At 46.7% G+C, this 18,830-nt stretch carries 13 protein-coding genes, 1 tRNA gene and 1 pseudogene; 9 read left to right on the top strand and 6 right to left on the bottom strand.

Annotated features, from left to right (window positions below; all coding sequences use genetic code 11):
* Positions 1 to 1,101, top strand: a pseudogene (locus tag J5224_RS21370) (glycerol-3-phosphate 1-O-acyltransferase); the annotation flags it as partial.
* Between the two features lie 64 nt (positions 1,102 to 1,165).
* On the opposite strand, the gene ubiA reads toward J5224_RS21370, so the two are convergent.
* The 5 genes from ubiA to J5224_RS21345 form a co-directional block, all read right to left on the bottom strand.
* The gene (ubiA, locus tag J5224_RS21365) at positions 1,166 to 2,035 is read right to left on the bottom strand and encodes a 4-hydroxybenzoate octaprenyltransferase (RefSeq protein ID WP_413544710.1); all 870 of its coding nucleotides are present in this window, start codon (positions 2,033 to 2,035) and stop codon (positions 1,166 to 1,168) included.
* Positions 2,036 to 2,041: 6 nt separating this feature from the next.
* Entirely contained in the window at positions 2,042 to 2,590 is a 549-nt protein-coding gene (ubiC, locus tag J5224_RS21360; RefSeq protein WP_264627268.1) for a chorismate lyase, read from the bottom strand.
* A gap of 376 nt (positions 2,591 to 2,966) precedes the next feature.
* Positions 2,967 to 4,622: a chaperonin GroEL gene (gene groL, locus J5224_RS21355; protein ID WP_264627267.1), complete on the bottom strand. Its 1,656-nt coding sequence runs from the start codon at positions 4,620 to 4,622 to the stop codon at positions 2,967 to 2,969.
* Between the two features lie 35 nt (positions 4,623 to 4,657).
* The gene (locus tag J5224_RS21350; protein WP_195312573.1) at positions 4,658 to 4,951 is read right to left on the bottom strand and encodes a co-chaperone GroES; all 294 of its coding nucleotides are present in this window, start codon (positions 4,949 to 4,951) and stop codon (positions 4,658 to 4,660) included.
* Between the two features lie 208 nt (positions 4,952 to 5,159).
* The gene (locus J5224_RS21345; RefSeq protein WP_264627266.1) at positions 5,160 to 5,630 is read right to left on the bottom strand and encodes an FxsA family protein; all 471 of its coding nucleotides are present in this window, start codon (positions 5,628 to 5,630) and stop codon (positions 5,160 to 5,162) included.
* A 497-nt stretch (positions 5,631 to 6,127) separates the two neighbouring features.
* Between J5224_RS21345 and aspA the strand changes: the two genes are divergently transcribed.
* The 8 genes from aspA (at position 6,128) to J5224_RS21305 (ending at position 18,533) form a co-directional block, all read left to right on the top strand.
* Positions 6,128 to 7,567, top strand: coding sequence for an aspartate ammonia-lyase (gene aspA, locus J5224_RS21340; protein WP_264627265.1), 1,440 nt, complete (start codon positions 6,128 to 6,130; stop codon positions 7,565 to 7,567).
* A gap of 147 nt (positions 7,568 to 7,714) precedes the next feature.
* Complete coding sequence (locus J5224_RS21335) at positions 7,715 to 9,016, top strand: anaerobic C4-dicarboxylate transporter (RefSeq protein ID WP_264627264.1); 1,302 nt, start codon at positions 7,715 to 7,717, stop codon at positions 9,014 to 9,016.
* Positions 9,017 to 9,124: 108 nt separating this feature from the next.
* Complete coding sequence (gene cutA / locus J5224_RS21330) at positions 9,125 to 9,457, top strand: divalent cation tolerance protein CutA (protein ID WP_264627263.1); 333 nt, start codon at positions 9,125 to 9,127, stop codon at positions 9,455 to 9,457.
* On the top strand, positions 9,433 to 11,160 hold the full coding sequence (locus J5224_RS21325; protein WP_264627262.1) for a protein-disulfide reductase DsbD: 1,728 nt from the start codon (positions 9,433 to 9,435) through the stop codon (positions 11,158 to 11,160). The genes cutA and J5224_RS21325 overlap by 25 nt, the downstream gene beginning before the upstream one ends.
* A 39-nt stretch (positions 11,161 to 11,199) precedes the next feature.
* Positions 11,200 to 11,781 (top strand): transcriptional regulator, encoded by a 582-nt coding sequence (locus tag J5224_RS21320; protein ID WP_264627261.1) that lies wholly within the window; start codon positions 11,200 to 11,202, stop codon positions 11,779 to 11,781.
* Between the two features lie 130 nt (positions 11,782 to 11,911).
* A tRNA-Phe gene (locus tag J5224_RS21315) sits at positions 11,912 to 11,987 on the top strand.
* 673 nt (positions 11,988 to 12,660) lie between these two features.
* Entirely contained in the window at positions 12,661 to 15,471 is a 2,811-nt protein-coding gene (locus J5224_RS21310; protein WP_264627260.1) for a hypothetical protein, read from the top strand.
* A 230-nt stretch (positions 15,472 to 15,701) separates the two neighbouring features.
* Positions 15,702 to 18,533: a hypothetical protein gene (locus J5224_RS21305; RefSeq protein ID WP_264627259.1), complete on the top strand. Its 2,832-nt coding sequence runs from the start codon at positions 15,702 to 15,704 to the stop codon at positions 18,531 to 18,533.
* 27 nt (positions 18,534 to 18,560) lie between these two features.
* Here the strand turns inward: J5224_RS21305 and J5224_RS21300 are convergent.
* The coding region (locus J5224_RS21300) for a 4'-phosphopantetheinyl transferase family protein (RefSeq protein ID WP_264627258.1) at positions 18,561 to 18,830 on the bottom strand (270 nt) is incomplete at its 5' end.

The following is an 18,830-nucleotide window of genomic DNA, read 5'->3' as shown; positions in this document are numbered from 1 at the left end:
GGGTTACGCAAACTGCGCAATCTGGGGCAAGGCTATGTGAATTTTGGCGAGCCGCTGTCGCTGACGCCTTACCTCAACCACCATGTACCGCAGTGGCGCGAGGCTATTGATCCGATTGAAGCGCAGCGCCCTACCTGGCTCACACCTACCGTGCAGGATATTGCCGATATCATTATGGTGCGGATTAACAATGCCGCCGCGGCGAATGCCATGAACCTGTGCTCCACGGCACTGCTGGCGTCACGTCAACGTGCGCTGACCCGTGAGCAAATGCATGAGCAACTGGACTGCTATTTGCAATTGCTGCGCAACGTGCCTTACAGCAAAGATGTCACGGCGCCGAAAAAGACTGCGCCGGAACTGCTGGAACACGCGCTGGCAATGAACAAATTCGAAGTCGAACAAGACAACATTGGTGAGATCATCATTCTGCCGCGTGAACAGGCCGTGTTGATGACTTATTATCGCAATAACATTCAGCACTTGCTGGTGCTGCCATCGATGATTGCCAGCATTGTCATGCACCGTGGAAGGATCACGCCGGATGAGTTAACACGACAGATGTCGTTGATTTACCCGTTAATTCAAGCCGAGCTGTTCTTGCATTACAGCAAAGAAGCACTGCCTGGCGTCATTGAAACGTTGACCGCAGAGTTGGTGCGTCAGGAACTGATTATCATCAAGCACGATGCGCTGGTGCTGAACCCGCTACGTATTCGCACACTCCAATTGCTGGCTGCCGGCGTGCGGGAAACCCTGCAACGTTACGCCATTACGCTGTCATTACTCGGGGCTAACCCGGAAATGAACCGCGGTACGTTGGAAAAAGAGAGCCGAAATATGGCGCAGCGCCTATCCGTGCTGCATGGCATTAACGCGCCGGAGTTCTTCGATAAGGCCGTGTTCTCAACGCTGGTCGCCACGCTACGCCAAGAGGGTTACATCAGCGACAGCAGCAGCGTGGATACGCGCAATACCTTAGAACTCTACCGCATTCTTAGCGATTTGATCACACCGGAAGTCCGGTTGACGATTGAAAGTGCCAGCACGCCGGCCAGCGCTGAAGCGGAAGACGAAAAGCAGGACGTCGCACAAGCGTAGCCTACTGCGCGGTTTATTGCCGCTTTACTCCGGCATCACACACCCTGTGTGATGCCGGGGACCCTCAGAGCCCCAGCACAATCCCCGCAAACAACACCATCCCCACATAGTTATTGTTGTGGAACGCACGGAAACAGGCATCACGCTCACGTCCTGCGGTCAGCCATTGCTGATAGCCGAACAAACCCGCCGCCATCAGTACCGTGAGGTAAAATGCCGCCCCCAGCTTCATTTGCATGCCTAGCACCACCATCAATGCCAGCATGCTCGCCTGCAACAAGCCGATGATCAAGGTATCAAAGCGCCCGAACAGAATGGCGGTGGATTTGATGCCAATCTTGAGGTCATCATCGCGATCGACCATGGCATATTGTGTGTCATAGGCAACGGTCCAGCAGATGTAGGCCAAAAACATGATCCAGGCGCTTGCGGGCAGGGATTCACTGACTGCGGCGTACGCCATGGGAATCGACCAACCGAACGCGGCGCCCAACACAAACTGTGGCAGGTGACTGACGCGTTTCATGAAGGGGTATATCCATGCCAATGCCAACGCCGCCACGGAGAGCCAAATGGTCATGCGATTCAACGTCAGCACCAGCGCAAACGCCAACAGCACCAGAACCACAAACAGCACTTTTGCCGACTGCTCGCTCACCAGGCCGCTGGGTAAGGGACGAGACGCAGTGCGTTTTACATGCCCATCAAAATGGCGATCGGCGTAATCATTGATCACACAACCTGCCGCACGCATCAGAAATACGCCCGCGACGAAGACCAACAGCGTCCACGGCCTCGGCACACCGCCGCCTGCCAGCCATAATGCCCAGAGGGTTGGCCAGAGCAACAGCAGGGAACCAATCGGCTTATCAATTCGCATTAACCGACAATAAGCGCCCCATTTTCCCGCTGTCATACTTCGTTCCAACGTCATTTCTCCTTAACGGTTACCCCGTTCAACGCCTTGAAAATGATAGGCAGGCGACGAGGGCAAAAACAATTCTGTCAGCAGTATTGGCTGATTAAACAAACGCAAACGGGATCGCCGCGCCCACAGGTTTTCACAGCGCCCAATATGAATGTAATCGCGTTGCAGGGAATCCTGTTTAAACAGATAGCGCCCAAGCGGGGTATCACCAAGCGTCGTCAACGCCGACACAGAGGTATCAAGGGCTGAGGGCGGAATCAAGGTTCTGGCGGCCACCCAGGGCTGTCCATCACCGTAGATTATCACCTCTCGCAACCAATAACGCGCGCTGTGTGGTAACTCGCGCTGCTCATCACCCAGCATCTCAGTCGCCACGTAACCATTATAGTACGGTACTACCGTCAACTGTGTGCAATGTCGTTCCAGCCGCTGGGTCATCGAACCAGTTTCTTTCAGCCAGGTATCGACAGGTGATGGCAACGCCATCGGCGCGTCTTTTAACCAATCGGTCGCGTGCAACCATGCTATGTTGCGCAGCAGTGTTAGCGCTGCATCGGGCATATCCCTACTCCAATGGTGGCGGGTGGTGCATGACGATGAACGATACCGTTTCGCTAGGTTGCGCTTTCATCACTCATGCCCGTGGTGTCAGTCTTGCTCGCCGGGTTTGAATACATAACACGGCACGTATTGTAGCGCACAAACATCACGTATTAGCACACCCCACCACCGTTGGATGCGCAATATGATAACATTTTTTTAATCTTTGACAGCGCATTGGCTAAATTTGATCGCCGCTTGCACAGAAAAAAAGACAAAAACAGGGCATAAAAAAACACTATCTGGTGATAGACCAGATAGTGTTCATGTTAAGCGTAAAAGCGTGTTGATGTTACTCATCCGGGCCTCGGCGCGACGCGCGAGTGCCCGGCGTTGATTACATCATACCGCCCATACCACCCATACCGCCCATGCCACCCATACCGCCAGCAGCACCTAAGTCGCCTTTATCTTCTTTCGGCAACTCGGTCACCATACATTCGGTGGTGATCATCAGACCAGCAATGGATGCAGCGTATTGCAGTGCAGAACGGGTTACTTTGGTCGGATCCAGAATACCCATGTCGATCATGTTGCCGTAAGCTTCTGTTGCGGCGTTGTAACCGTAGTTACCTTCGCCTGCTTTCACGTTGTTAGCCACAACGGAAGGTTCTTCACCGGCATTTTCCACGATTTGACGCAGCGGAGCTTCCATCGCGCGCAGCGCAACACGAATACCCACGTTCTGATCTTCGTTTTCAGCTTGCATTTCGCGAATGGCATTAGCTACGCGAATCAGCGCAACACCACCACCAGCAACCACGCCTTCTTCAACGGCAGCACGGGTCGCGTGCAGCGCATCTTCAACGCGTGCTTTCTTCTCTTTCATTTCCACTTCAGTGGCTGCGCCGACTTTGATAACGGCAACGCCGCCTGCCAGTTTGGCAACGCGCTCTTGCAGTTTTTCGCGATCGTAATCGGAAGTTGCATCTTCGATCTGCTGACGAATCTGACCAACACGACCTTGGATAACTACTTCATCACCCACACCGTCGATGATGATGGTGGTGTCTTTGTTGATCACAACGCGTTTTGCCTGACCCAGATCTTCCAGCGTGGCTTTTTCCAGCTCCAGACCGATCTCTTCAGAGATAACGGTACCCGCAGTCAGGGTGGCGATATCTTGCAGCATGGCTTTACGACGATCGCCGAAGCCCGGTGCTTTCACAGCGGCAACTTTAACGATACCGCGCATGGTGTTCACCACCAGCGTTGCCAGCGCTTCACCTTCAACATCTTCTGCGATGATCAGCAGCGGTTTGCCTGCTTTGGCAACGGCTTCCAGTACCGGCAGCATTTCACGAATGTTGGAGATTTTTTTGTCAGCCAGCAGGATGAACGGGCTTTCCAGCTCAACAGAACCGGTTTCCGGTTTGTTGATGAAATACGGGGAGAGATAACCGCGATCGAACTGCATCCCTTCCACAACGGCCAGTTCATCTTGTAAGCCGGAGCCTTCTTCTACGGTGATAACACCTTCTTTGCCCACTTTCTCCATGGCTTCAGCGATCAGTTTACCCACTGTGTCATCAGAGTTGGCAGAGATGGTACCGACCTGAGCAATGGCTTTAGTGTCAGCGCAAGGTACGGACAGTTTTTTCAGTTCTTCAACCGCAGCGATAACCGCTTTATCGATACCGCGTTTCAGATCCATCGGGTTCATGCCTGCGGCAACGGCTTTCAGACCTTCGTTCACGATTGCCTGTGCCAGTACGGTTGCCGTGGTGGTGCCGTCGCCCGCTGCGTCGTTCGCTTTGGAGGCCACTTCTTTCACCATCTGAGCGCCCATGTTTTCGAACTTGTCTTCCAGCTCGATTTCACGCGCTACGGACACGCCGTCTTTGGTAATGATCGGAGAACCAAAAGATTTATCCAGAACGACGTTGCGGCCTTTCGGGCCTAAAGTCACTTTCACTGCGTTAGCAAGAACGTTCACACCGCGCAGCATTTTTACGCGCGCGTCATTGCCGAATTTTACGTCTTTAGCTGCCATGGTTTATTTCCCTTAAATTCGTTCGATTCAGATGATTACGCTTCAACAATCGCCAGGATGTCGCTTTCAGACATGATCAGGACTTCTTCGTTGTCGATCTTCTCGGCTTTCACGCCATAGCCATCATTGAAAATGACGATATCGCCAACTTTCACATCCAGCGGTTTTACGTCGCCGTTTTCCAGAATGCGGCCATGGCCCACTGCCAGCACTTCACCACGGGTAGATTTAGCCGCAGCAGAACCGGTCAGAACAATACCGCCAGCAGATTTGGACTCGACTTCTTTACGCTTGACGATCACGCGGTCATGCAATGGACGAATTTTCATTGATAGCTCTCCTTTGAGAAAGTCCATATCAGTTTGGGATTAACGCCGGGTACATTCTCATACCCGCCTTGTGAATTTCTAAGTGGGGACGATTCGCTTCCCTTCAAGGGAGAAAAAGGATTTTTTTTGCGATAGTGATGAAATTTTGACGGGGTGAAATTAAAAAAACATATAAAACATACAGTTAATATCTTCCCCCCAATCAGTATCATTTGTCTTGCTCGTCTTTATGCTCGAGGTTTTTGCGATCGTCATCTTTGCGGTAGAACTCACCGTCAAAGGTATTGCCGTTGCTGCCGGACGATGTGGTGCCAGCGCCGCGCCAAATATGCAGATGAGGCATCAGTTTGACCGTCAACCGCTTTTGCACCGGGGGCAACAGCAGCAGCAATCCAAGGAAGTCAGTGAAAAAACCGGGAAGCAGCAGCAAAAAGCCCGCCAGTACCAGCGATACGCTTTTGACCATTTCCGCCGCTGGGCTCTCTCCCGCCGCAATTTTCTGCTGCATTTGAATAAACGTTTTCACACCCTGATTGCGTACCAAAGAAACGCCAATACAGGAGGTGAACACCACCAGCAGCAACGTCACCGCGACGCCCAGCACTTCCGCAACGCGGATGAACAGCGAAATTTCAATGTAGGCAAAAAGAAAGAGTAGGAATAGCGGTAACCAGCGCACTGGATTCTCCTGATTTATTTAACTGATTGTTATAAAAACTAATATGATCAATGCCCGCCTGATTCACAGGCTGCCGTCATGTGTTGTGCATCTGGCCATCATGAAGACATATCACCAGAGATCCAACATCAACCCTTATAATTTAATGAAGTGGTAGCGCAAGCGGGCATTTTCAACCTGCAGGCAGAAAATTTCATTGTGCAATAATCACGAGTGACGACTATCACAATTTATTTACTTTATTAATTACACATCTTCATTGAGTGATCGAAACTACGCTTTTGGGATTCTATACAATATATCATCACCCCAGCGGAGGCAGTTATGGTCAATCGTTCTGCGACTGTTGCCTGTGGTGGTACATTTTGTGGTAACACCATCGTGATAATAACTCGCATTTATTGGCACGATTATTTGTTAACACGCTTTTTTGTTAACACCAAGATGGTTAGCAAAACGCGTTCTCATCAAATTGCAGGATTCAAGAGAAGGCACTCATGTCAGACAACATCCGTATTGAAGAAGACCTGTTAGGTACCCGTGAAGTTCCCGCCGATGCCTACTATGGCATTCATACCCTGCGGGCCATTGAAAATTTCTACATCAGCAACCACAAAATCAGCGATATTCCCGAATTCGTGCGTGGCATGGTGATGGTCAAAAAGGCCGCAGCCCTGGCGAACCGCGAGTTGAAAACCATTCCCCGCCCGATCGCCGATACCATTATCCGTGCCTGCGACGAAGTGTTGAACAACGGCAAATGCATGGATCAGTTCCCGGTTGATGTGTATCAGGGCGGTGCGGGCACCTCGGTAAACATGAACACCAACGAAGTGCTGGCGAATATTGGCCTGGAGCTGATGGGCCACAACAAAGGCGAATACCAGTACCTCAACCCTAACGATCATTTGAACAAGTGCCAGTCCACCAACGATGCCTATCCCACCGGTTTTCGTATTGCGGTGTACAGCGCCATCCTGACGTTAATTGAGGCCATCACCCAGTTGGCGGATGGCTTCGAGCGCAAGGCTAAAGAATTCGAAACCATCCTGAAGATGGGGCGCACCCAGTTGCAGGACGCGGTGCCGATGACGCTGGGTCAGGAATTCCATGCTTTCTATGTGTTGCTGAAAGAAGAGAACAAAAACCTGCTGCGCACCGGCGAATTACTGCTGGAAGTGAACCTGGGCGCAACGGCCATCGGCACGCGGTTAAACACACCGGACGGTTACCAACAGTTGGCAGTGCAACGTCTGGCAGAAGTGAGCGGTCTGCCGTGCGTGCCGGCTGAAGATTTGATTGAAGCCACCTCTGACTGCGGCGCTTACGTGATGGTGCACGGTGCGCTGAAACGCCTGGCGGTGAAGATGTCGAAGATCTGTAACGACCTTAGACTGCTTTCTTCCGGCCCGCGCGCTGGCCTCAATGAAATCAACCTGCCGGAATTGCAGGCAGGCTCTTCCATCATGCCCGCCAAGGTCAATCCGGTGGTACCGGAAGTGGTCAATCAGGTGTGCTTCAAGGTGATTGGCAACGATACCTGCGTCACCATGGCCTCTGAAGCGGGTCAGTTGCAGCTCAACGTGATGGAACCGGTTATCGGTCAGGCGATGTTTGAATCTATCCATATTCTTACCAACGCCTGCCACAACCTGTTGGAAAAATGCGTTAACGGTATCACCGCCAACAAATCGGTATGCGAAGCCTACGTGTTCAACTCCATCGGCATTGTTACCTATCTCAACCCGTTTATTGGTCACCATAATGGCGACATTGTCGGCAAGATTTGCGCCGAAACCGGTAAGAGCGTGCGTGAAGTGGTGCTGGAGCGCGGTCTGCTGACCGAAAGTGAACTGGATGACATTTTCTCGGTACAAAACCTGATGCACCCAGCCTACAAGGCCAAACGTTACACGGATGACAACGACGCGTCTTAAGCGTCCGATCGGTTAACTCAGCGCCCCGCTATCGGGCGCTAGCGTTACTCCTGACAGGCACGTCGGCATTCTGCGGGCGTGCCTTTTTTATGGCCTCAGGTTTGCTCATAACCATAAGAATTTCTTATCTGAAAAAGGAGCATTGCTATGTTTGCCTTTGAGTTGGTTATCGTTTTATTGGCTATCTACCTCGGTGCACGGCTCGGTGGGATCGGTATCGGTTTCGCGGGCGGTCTTGGCGTGTTGGTTCTGACACTGGTGTTTCAAATCAAACCCGGTGCCATTCCCTTCGACGTAATTCAAATCATCATGGCGGTGATCGCCGCCATCGCGGCCATGCAGGTCGCAGGAGGCATGGATTATCTGGTGAGTCTGGCGGAAAAGTTGCTACGGCGTCAGCCTAAATACGTCACCTTTTTGGCCCCTGTTGTCACCTATTTTATGACATTGCTGGCGGGAACAGGGCACACGGCGTTCTCAACGCTACCTGTGATTGCAGAAGTGGCGAAAGAACAAGGGATTCGCCCCTCCCGCCCGTTATCGATTGCCGTTGTGGCGTCACAAATCGCCATCACAGCCTCACCGATTTCCGCCGCCGTGGTTTTCGTTGCCAGTATTCTTGAACCGAAAGGCGTCAGCTATCTACTACTGCTCGGGATCTGTATCCCTACCACCTTGTGCGCGGTGTTGCTTACCGCCGTGGTGACCAATTTTCTGGGCAAGGAATTGAAAGACGATGAGATTTATCAGGCACGGTTGGCAAAGGGTGAAACCGTGCTGCGCGGTGTCAGCACGCTGGAGATAAAAACGGGGGCCAAGCGCTCCGTGCTGCTGTTTTTAGTGGGTATTGTCGCAGTGATGCTTTACGCCACCGCCATCAGCGATACCGTCGGGCTGATTGCCAAACCCATACTGCCCCGTAACGAAGCCATTGTGGTCTTTATGTTGACCGTCGCGACCCTGATCTGCATCACCTGTAAGCTGGATACCGCAAAAATCCTCTCTGCCAGCACCTTCAAATCCGGCATGAGCGCCTGCATTTGTGTAATGGGCGTGGCCTGGTTAGGCGATACGTTCGTAAAAGCACACATCGGTGAAATTCAGGGCACGGCAGGCGCATTGCTGCAGAATTACCCGTGGATGCTGGCGGTAATCCTATTTTTTGCCTCTACCCTGCTCTACTCACAGGCGGCGACAGCCAAAGCGCTGATGCCTGCGGCGCTATTGTTGGGCGTGACGCCAGTCACTGCCGTGGCGTCTTTTGCTGCCGTGTCAGCGCTGTTCGTGTTACCCACTTATCCCACGCTGCTTGCTGCCGTAGAAATGGATGACACCGGTTCAACCCGAATCGGCAAGTACGTCTTCAACCATGCGTTCCTGGTGCCTGGCGTTATGGCAATTACGCTATCCGTCATCTTTGGCTTTATTCTGGGAAATCTGGTGCTGTAATGGCCCTCCGGCATTCACCCCGGGCGGTGTTTCGCCGCCCGGCATCCATTCCCCTCAGCCCCCAAAGCAGGGTATAGTACCCCCAGTTCCTCTTTCACTGGGGTGACCATGGAAAATCCTGCGAGCTGCACCGCCATCGTTGTCCTGTGTACGGCACCTGACGAACCCATAGTACAACAGTTGGCGATGGATGTGCTCAATGCCGGGCTGGCAGCCTGTGTCACAGCACTGCCTGGCGCGCACTCTTTCTATATCTGGGAAGGTAAGCTGGAGCAGCAAAAGGAAGTGCAACTGGTGATCAAGAGCGATACCTTGCACCAACATGCACTGCTGCAACGCCTGAAACAGCAACACCCTTATCAAACCCCGGAACTTCTGGTGGTTCCGATCACGGACGGCGACAAAGATTACCTGACATGGCTAACCGCATCCTTACGCTGATCCTGCTGTTAAGCACGCTGATCTGCCCTCAACTGGCAGGCGCATCCCTGTTTGCGCCGTCATCGCCGGTACAAAACAGCCGCTTCCTGACGGTAGATCGCGCATTTGCTTTCGATTTTCAGCAACAGCAAGAGACACTGACGCTACGCTGGCAAATCCACCCAGGCTATTACCTCTATCGCGACAAAATCAGTATTACTCCCAGCCAAGCTGTATTAGGCGACATATCCTTACCCGCTGGCCTGCCGCATAAAGACGATTTTTTTGGTGAAGTGGCAATCTTTCGCGATAGCCTCACGGTAACCATCCCTATTACGCAGAGCACCGCAGGCGCAACGGTGCAAGTTACCTATCAGGGCTGTGCTGATGCAGGTTTTTGCTACCCCCCTGAAACGCGAGAAATCCCATTAAATGCAGTGACCGCAGGCCATCAGCCAACGCCCAGCAATACGGCTCTGCCCGCCACAGCGCCTATAACACCAGCACCGCTGCCGTTTTCTCCACTTTGGGCGCTGTTAATCGGTATCGGTGTTGCCTTCACCCCCTGCGTACTCCCAATGTATCCGCTGATTTCCGGGCTGATTCTTGGCCGCAAAAAGCAATTATCTGTACGCCGAACCCTGCTGCTGGCATTCACCTATGTGCAAGGAATGGCGCTGACCTACACCCTGCTCGGCATTATCATCGCGGCAGCAGGGCTGCGCTTTCAAGCAGCGCTACAGCATCCAGCCGTGTTGATCGGCTTGTCACTGCTGTTTATCGCACTTGCGCTGTCGATGTTTGGTCTCTATAACCTACAGATGCCCTCCACCCTGCAAACCCGCCTGGCACTGTGGAGCAATCGGCAACAAAGCGGCTCCCTTGGCGGGGTTTTTTGCATGGGGGCATTGGCCGGGCTGATTTGCTCGCCCTGCACCACCGCCCCACTCAGCGCCATCCTGCTCTACATTGCGCAAAGCGGTAATAGCGTCGCCGGTGGCGGGATTCTTTATCTCTATGCGCTCGGCATGGGCTTGCCGCTTATCGCCATAACCCTGTTTGGCAATCGCTTTTTACCCCGCAGCGGCCCGTGGATGCAGCACATCAAAACCGCCTTTGGCTTTGTCATTCTGGCCTTACCGGTCTTTCTGCTGGAACGTGTTGTCGGCGATATCTGGGGAGCGCGCCTGTGGAGCCTGCTGATAATCTCCTTCCTGGCTTGGCTGATCATGCAGGGCTTGCACAGCCATTGGCGCGGAATGCGCTTGATACAACTGCTGCTTTTGATTGGTGCCGTGACCGCCGCTCGTCCATTGCAAGAGTGGCTAATGCCTTCATCCAGCCAAGCCAGCACCACGCACACATCAACCCTGCCGTTTACACCTGTTCATCATCTGGAGGGGTTGAACCAATCCCTCACCAGCAGCCAGCGCCCTGCTATGCTGGATTTGTATGCCGACTGGTGTGTAGCCTGCAAAGAGTTTGAGAAGTACACCTTCAGCGATGCGGGCGTCAAACAGGATCTGGCGAGGTTTCAACTTCTTCAGGCGGATGTGACCGCCAACAACGCGCAGCAAAACGCATTGCTAAAAAAATTCCAGGTTATGGGGTTACCAACCATACTCTTTTTTGACAGTAATGGCCGGGAAATTCCCGACTCACGCATTACCGGTTTTATGAATGCCGAGGCGTTCCGGGCACATTTGCAAAAACTGGGGCAATGAGCCACGGTGGCGGCCCCGGTCTGAATCAAGGGGAATATCATGCAACTACAGCGGGACGAGGTCCTTGAGAACGCGCTGATTTTACTGGAACAACAGGGCGTTGCTGCCTTAACGTTAGACACCCTGGCTGAGAAGCACAGCATCACTGCCGAGGCCATGACCGCCTTCTGGCCAGATCGTGAAGCACTCCTCTATGATTGCCTGCGGCACCATAGCCAGCAGGTGGATACCTGGCGGCGTCAATTGCTATTGGATGAAGCGCTCTCCGTTGAGGAAAAGCTGCTGGCACGCTATCAGGTATTGCATGAGGCGTTACAAAACCAACGCTATCCCGGCTGCTTGTTTATTGCCGCATGCAGTTTCTATCCTGATATCCATCACCCTATTCATCAGATTGCAGAGCGTCAAAAACAGGCATCACTTCAGTACACGCGCGAGCTTCTGGCGCAGTTGGAAACGGACGATCCAGAAATGGTCGCTCAACAGATGGAATTGATTCTCGAAGGCTGCCTGAGCCGGTTAATGGTCAAACACCACGCGGATGACATTGCAACCGCCCGCCGTCTGGCCGAGGATGTACTGCGTTTTGCGCTATGCCGCAAAAACGGTGCGCTGACCTGACAGTTCTTGGGGCACGGCGCTGATAAATGCGTCACCCTGACTGAAAAGTCGGCAATCAACGTGGTTTTGATGCTTTTACTGCACAAACCCGTTGACGGCAAGCGGCCAATACGGTTTAATGCGCCCCGTTGCCCGGATAGCTCAGTCGGTAGAGCAGGGGATTGAAAATCCCCGTGTCCTTGGTTCGATTCCGAGTCCGGGCACCACTTCTCCTTTTTTATGCCTCCCTATACGTTCCTATAAATCCCTATGTGTTTGTAATGTAACCAACGTGGCATAAAAATCTTTCCCGGTGCGTTCTTAGTTATCCCTGGGTATCTGGAAAAAAGTGGGTCAAATTACGGGTCATTCAGTTCGATGAACGGAGTGCCCCGCCCATGTTAACGGATAGCAAGACCCGTCCTCCTCCTGTCAATGAAACAGGGCACCACCTGAAAACCAAAGCCCACTCACCGCCAACATACTGAACTTCCGCTTTCTACCTCATGCCCGATCCGCACAGAAACCGGGTTTGTAACGTGGAGAATATGCGGAAGCACGTACATGTCAGTAGACTTAAATTTCTAGAAATTTAAAGAAATTATTCGTATTCGGCGAGTCGACTCCAATACCATTCCTACCGACTTAACTCAACAGACCTGATAAATATCTCTCAAGTAAATGATACAGTTTAGAGTGAAGCTACTCCTATAATTTCTATTGGAAATGATATTTACAGATTATGATTAATATTGTCATGTAATTTTTTCCAAAACCATATAATTATTACAAAAAATGAAAATATACAAAAAACAGTCGATACTTGAAAAATAAACTGCATCCTATCGATTACATTATGTTTTATATCAAAATCACCTATTCAATCGGCAGAGGCACTGCATGTTAATTGCAGAGATAAAATCCAACCTATCAGACCAAGTCAATAATAACTTTTGTGAAGGCATGAGAGAAAGATCAAACACCTTCCCTACATCACATTCTGACATTTCACGTATTCGTAACTCTGCGCTCGATCTTCAGCACATCAATAAGCTAAAAGAATCTTATAAAAAAATTCTTTCGGATGCAGCCAAAGAGATCAATATCGATATAAAATTAGTGCCGGTAATGATAAAAGACACCTCATCCATCAATGCCAAAGACTATGTTTATCTGGGAAGTTGCGAAACAGAGTTTGTTTTGGATATGGGGATTACGCTGGATGCGGAGGGCAGACTTATTTTTGTTAATGGACAGCGCAAAGGGTTGATACCTGGCTTATACAACAAATATCTTAAGACAAGAAAATACTGCTGCTACAGTGCTCATGACATAACAAATAAAAATGATTACTTATTTGATGCATTGCATATAAGTGAAGACGGAAAGTTGACAGGAAGAATGAAAGACTCGTCTAAGCAATACACTATCGATATAGAAAAGAATAGTAAAACATACTCCTTATCAGCATCCAATACAAATATCACGTTACGTTTAACAGAACAAGAGGAATGGATACCTGAAGATATAAAATTTGAGAGAAATGATGGTATTACATTAACATTTACATGCAAAAACAATGCATTGTATTTATCTGAATTCAAAAGAGAAAAAAACACAGTAAATTATAGAGAGTATGAGTCTATCATTACATTAAAATCACTTGAAAATTACGATATACTCTCGATTAAAAAAGCAAGGGACACGCTTCAACTAGAAACCATTCATAATAAAAAAAAGAGAATAATTTATCTTAATCCAAACAGAATAGAACTCCCCAATAATATCGCTAAAAGTTTCTCTCATAAGCCGCCACAAAACCTATACTCTGCATTGGGTTCCGACCCTCATGAATATTATGACTCAGGCCAGCCATTTAGCTCGACGCGTTTTGGTAATTTTAGTAGTAAATGGATCCCCTTATTCGGTGACGCGATTGATAATTTTCGAATAAACTTACAAAAATCGAAATATCAATGGCATGAAAAGAATTATCAAAAATCCATTTATATAATGGCAAATGCGATAGACCCTGGAATACGTGCAACGGTATCAACAATAAAAAACTTTTCAAATTTGTGTCGAACATCTGAAAAAACAGGAAAAATTTCTGGCGATATCATCAATATGAATAATAATTACACCTCGCTGATTGAAAACCTACCTAACAGCATCATTGGTGATAAAGACATCACTGTTGCGATACCGAACCTATTAAAAAGTCTCAAAAATGATGATCAACTTTCGCTCATAAAGTCGAACGATATCTCTATTTTTGGTGGTATAGCCAGAGGCGGCATCCCATTTTTTCCAGCCTATTTTGTTGGTTTTGTTGGGGCGCTATCAAAAAAACATAGTATCAGTTTTGCTACAATGGATAATAATGAGATATCTTGTTCTTTCGATAATAGATTAACAGGGCTAATCGCGCTCTTAGCTGGTACAGGACAAGGTCTTGAAAAGACGTTACTTAAAACAGCCAACATTAATTACTTTACAATTCTCCCCATAGAATCAAATATTATTTTACTTTCACAAATAGATAAAAGTATAAATCTAACATCAAAAATAGACAAAAAAGATCTTTCAAGATTCATTGAAAAAAGTAGTAGGAAAAGTGATCTGATCAATTTTCTCGATGAAAGAGAACACAATATATCAATTAACAAAAAAAACGAATACACCAATAAATTGTCCATTGAGGCAAGAGCTCTTGAATTCAGACTTCAAATGGGAACAGGTTATGAACCAGGAAATTATGTTGTAGCACCGAGAAGCACTGCCGGAATCATGCTATCTGGGGATATCGCTTCAATAAAATATACGAAAGAAACTAGTATCACACCCGACTCGAATGAAAGAAAAAGAAAAAGAATTGAATTACAGGCATTATCACCAAATGCAAGAATAGTTAGAGAAAACAAAATAATGCCAATAGTATCAACAGAAATTAGTAATAATACTTATTATTTACCTCTTCCAATCATTGAAGAGTCAAACAGTAAAAACATAGTAAGCCGACAAGCTTATATTAACAAGTCCTATCAGAACACCAGCGATGTTGATTTTTTTAACAATACCGAAAAAACATTATCTGATGTCATTGAATCGCTCAATGACATGGACATGGAAATAGAAAAAAACCATGACATTCGTTGCCTAACTAATTTAGAAATGATATGCAAAAAAAATAATAAAATAAAATCTCATTTATTTACAAGAAGAAATAACTCAATTAAGGATATTCTCATTCATAAAGATTTCATTGATTCACTCAAAAAGATAAAAAATAACCTTTTGAGCAAAGAAAGAAGCAGTATGGGAAAAAATATAAACTATCATATAAGGACAGGCTATAAACTGACAGACGAAAGCAAGCGGGATAAAGAGAATCTAGAACAAGAAATCGCAATGATTAAAGACAATCCATCACAACTAAACAGTGAAGAACTTCAGCTATTAGTAGACAATCTGCATTCTAAAGTTAAATCATTCAAAGAAAATGCAACATACCTATTGACTAAAATTGATTTTATGAGTACGGGTTATCTTTCTAAATTTTCGTCAACAATACCTAATCTCATATTTTATTTTAATGACAGAAAATCTATTTCTTTAACTAAACAGCTTGGAAATATAACATTTGAGTATAATAAAGAAAACACATACCACCCTTCCCGAATAGTGTCTAACCTACATTTTCTGGAATAGGGGTGTTGGTGATGGTTGTGATACAAAATTTTTTGAAAAAAACTTGTACTTGATGAAAGACAAACAATAGATTGTGACAAAAACAATAAGTAAATGTTAATTTCACATTTCAGTTATAAGAATTTTTTTTTACGGATTTAAATTCATAGTTTTTTTTAAATTAAACATCTGCTTAATGAATTACATTAATCGACGCTTAGGATTCACGTTCCGTAACCCTTAGGTTGATTATGACAACATCACTACATTCAGCGCTGAATATACACAAACTGAGCACTTCCGCACCAATGATGAAGGCCTCTGATTTTTCACCAACGCGTTCTAATACACTAATCAAAAACATCTCTTTTATTCATCATTCAATGCATACTCTTCTCACAAAGAAAAACCATTTTTATAATTATCACAACTCACCAGACAGCATTAATGAAGATGTTACATTAGTACCAACTACCATTGCTAAAGAGAATACTAAGGATTATGTATTTTTAGGGAGTTGTAACATGCCTTTACTTAGCGATATGGGAGTAACGCTAAATGAGGATGGTGATCTTATATTTATACAAGGTCAGAGCCATAACTTACTCTCTGGCTTGTATAGCAAATATAGAAAGAAAAACAATTATACGTATTACACCATCAGTAAAAAAAATGACAGAAGGAATATCACATTTGAATCATTATATATCGATGCGGCGGGTGAACTGACTGCAAAACAAAAAAATAAAAATCTTTATTTCTCCATTCATATTAACACCAACACCAGTGTCAACACGAAAGAAGAAACGGTAAAAGTCATCAACGTGACCTATAAGAGGCAGCATACGCCATTATCAACTGATCTTTCACTTCAAGGAGAAGATGGGAATACCGCTCATTTCCATTTAAAGAATAACAATTTATACTTAAGTACATACTCAGTTGGAAACAAAAAATATGATTACAACCTTGTGGAATACAAAATACAATCATTATTCAACAAAAAGTATCGGATTTCTTCCGTAAAACGCTGTAGAAACATGCTGCAAATAGAGGCTATCAAACGAGACAAAGTAAGGATTTTATATATTGATCCTAGTAACTTATCCAAACTATTACTCAGAAAAAAAAAGGCAAGTCACAAACCGCCGCAAGGCCTCTACACATTTTTAGGTGGCGATACGCATGAAAAATATGCGTGTGGGCAACCCTTCTCATCAACCCGCTGGGGAAATTTTAGCGCTCCCCCCATACCCATTATATCTCGAATAACCGATGCTCTTCGCTTAACTCTCAAGAAGAACGAAATAAAGGTAAGCAAGAAAGAAAAATTTCTTAAAAGAGTAAAATATGCAGATCCTGGCATTAATGTTGCGATATCAGTGCTTAAGGATTTTCTCACAAAAACACAAAAAAAAGATCAATCAAATGAATTATTAGCGAATACATTTATCAACGATCTTAAACGTGATTTCTCATTGTTGATCAACGACCTTCCTGAATTTACACCTGAAGAAAATACATTCGCAAAAAAAATGTTATCACTATTACAAAAACTGGAAACAAATGATGCGCTTATTTTGAGCAAGGAAAATGAATTTTCTATTTTTTTCAGCATATTACAGAGCGGCATACCTTTTCATCCCGGCTGGTTTACCGGTGCCATCCTATCAATAGTAAAAACGCATCGCCTGATTTTAACTAAGTCAACGATAGGTAATATAAATTTGGTATTTACTCGTAAGAAAAAGATTGCCAATACCTTACTGCTAGGAACTGGCCAGGGTTTTGAATCAACGTTACTTAATCATGGAAATATTAAATTTTTTTCTATTATGCCTTTTGAGGCAAATGCAGTCTTGACGTTGCACAAGACCAAAGAGTTATATTTTTCATTTGAGCTATCTACCTCTCAGCTCGAATTACTTCTGAATCAATCGCCCAGAATTAATAACCAAACTCTATTTTTTGATAAAAACAGAATACTCGCCAAAAAGAAAAAGGTAAATGAATACGGTGCATCACTTTCTTTAGATGGTAAAATCAATGAATTACGAGCAATGCTGGGTGTTGCCCCCACAGAAAACATGCATCTTAATTTGCCTCGACTAGCCTGTGGTACTGGGGTGAATGCCTCAGCATTCACATACAACAAGCGGAAAGAAACCCGGTATTCAGATACAGCACAGCAACCAACAGTTGAGGAAAAAAGCACATTGAAGCTGCTTTCCGGCTCTGGCAATTTTTTTGCCGGAGAAAAATACATTATTGTCCCTCACACTATCAACGATAATGGACCGCTTTGTTATCACCTTGCGCTTATTGAAGGCGGAATGAGCACCAAAACAAAAACGAAGAGTGTTTTTAAACATACCCGAGTCAGGACTGCAACCCCCAAAAATATAATGCCAAAACGACGTCACCATAAGCAGATTAAAAAAATTCACAACATGTTGGCGACCATAACAGAAACAGGAGAAATCATCCGCCCCATGCATAAAATAGAAAATGTAAAGGTAACACGCAGGCTGCATAATCAGGTTAATTTACCGCGAAGTGGCTTGCTGGCAAGATTCCTACCAAACTCACCGCAACACACAACCTTAAAACATGTTTTTGGCAAGAAGGCGAGTCCACAGCCATTTGCTGATACGTTGAGCGCACTCGCTAACCGTGCATCCAGTAAAAACAGGAATAATTTAAATAAAAAGCTGAGCCACAGTCTTGTGGCAAAATACGACATCAAGATTAATGACAAAAAAAGATTACTGGAATTTAAACACGCGTTAGGCGCACTGGAGAGCAACCCGAATGCGCTGAATAGGGATCAAGAGAGAAAAAAACTGAAGGAGTTACGTCACCAGATTGTAAAATTTAAAAGTAAGGCGACATATCAATTGAACACCCTCGATCTCTACAGCGTTGGGGAGAGAGTGCAGACCAAATCATCACTGACCAATGTGCTGCTGAATTTCCGGCACACTAAAGTGATGGCGTTAAAAAAGCATCTGGGACAACTAGCACTTGAATATGCCGATACGCCAATCCCTACGAGAATAACCGGCAACTACCGTTTCTTTTGAATGCGCACTTACATATCGCAGTTCTCGTCAGACAGCCTTCGAGGGCTCAAGACAGAGGAAGGTGGTCACTTTATCAGCCATAATCCGGTATACCCCCTTGAAGCGCCGCCCCATGGGAAATTCAGGGGCTAGCGTGGTTTGCAATTGCAGTTCAAAAACCTGTTGAGCCTGGTTGAGTACGGTAATTTGCGCGTCCAAAAAATCGAAATACTGCTGAACGGAAGGATAGATGGCTTTAAACAAGCTCTCCTTGGCTGAAAAACTCAACGTCAGCGCCTGGCAAAACGGCATATCTAC

It is taken from the genome of Candidatus Symbiopectobacterium sp. NZEC135 (assembly GCF_025962695.1).
This window is presented reverse-complemented; position numbering and strand designations above follow the sequence as displayed.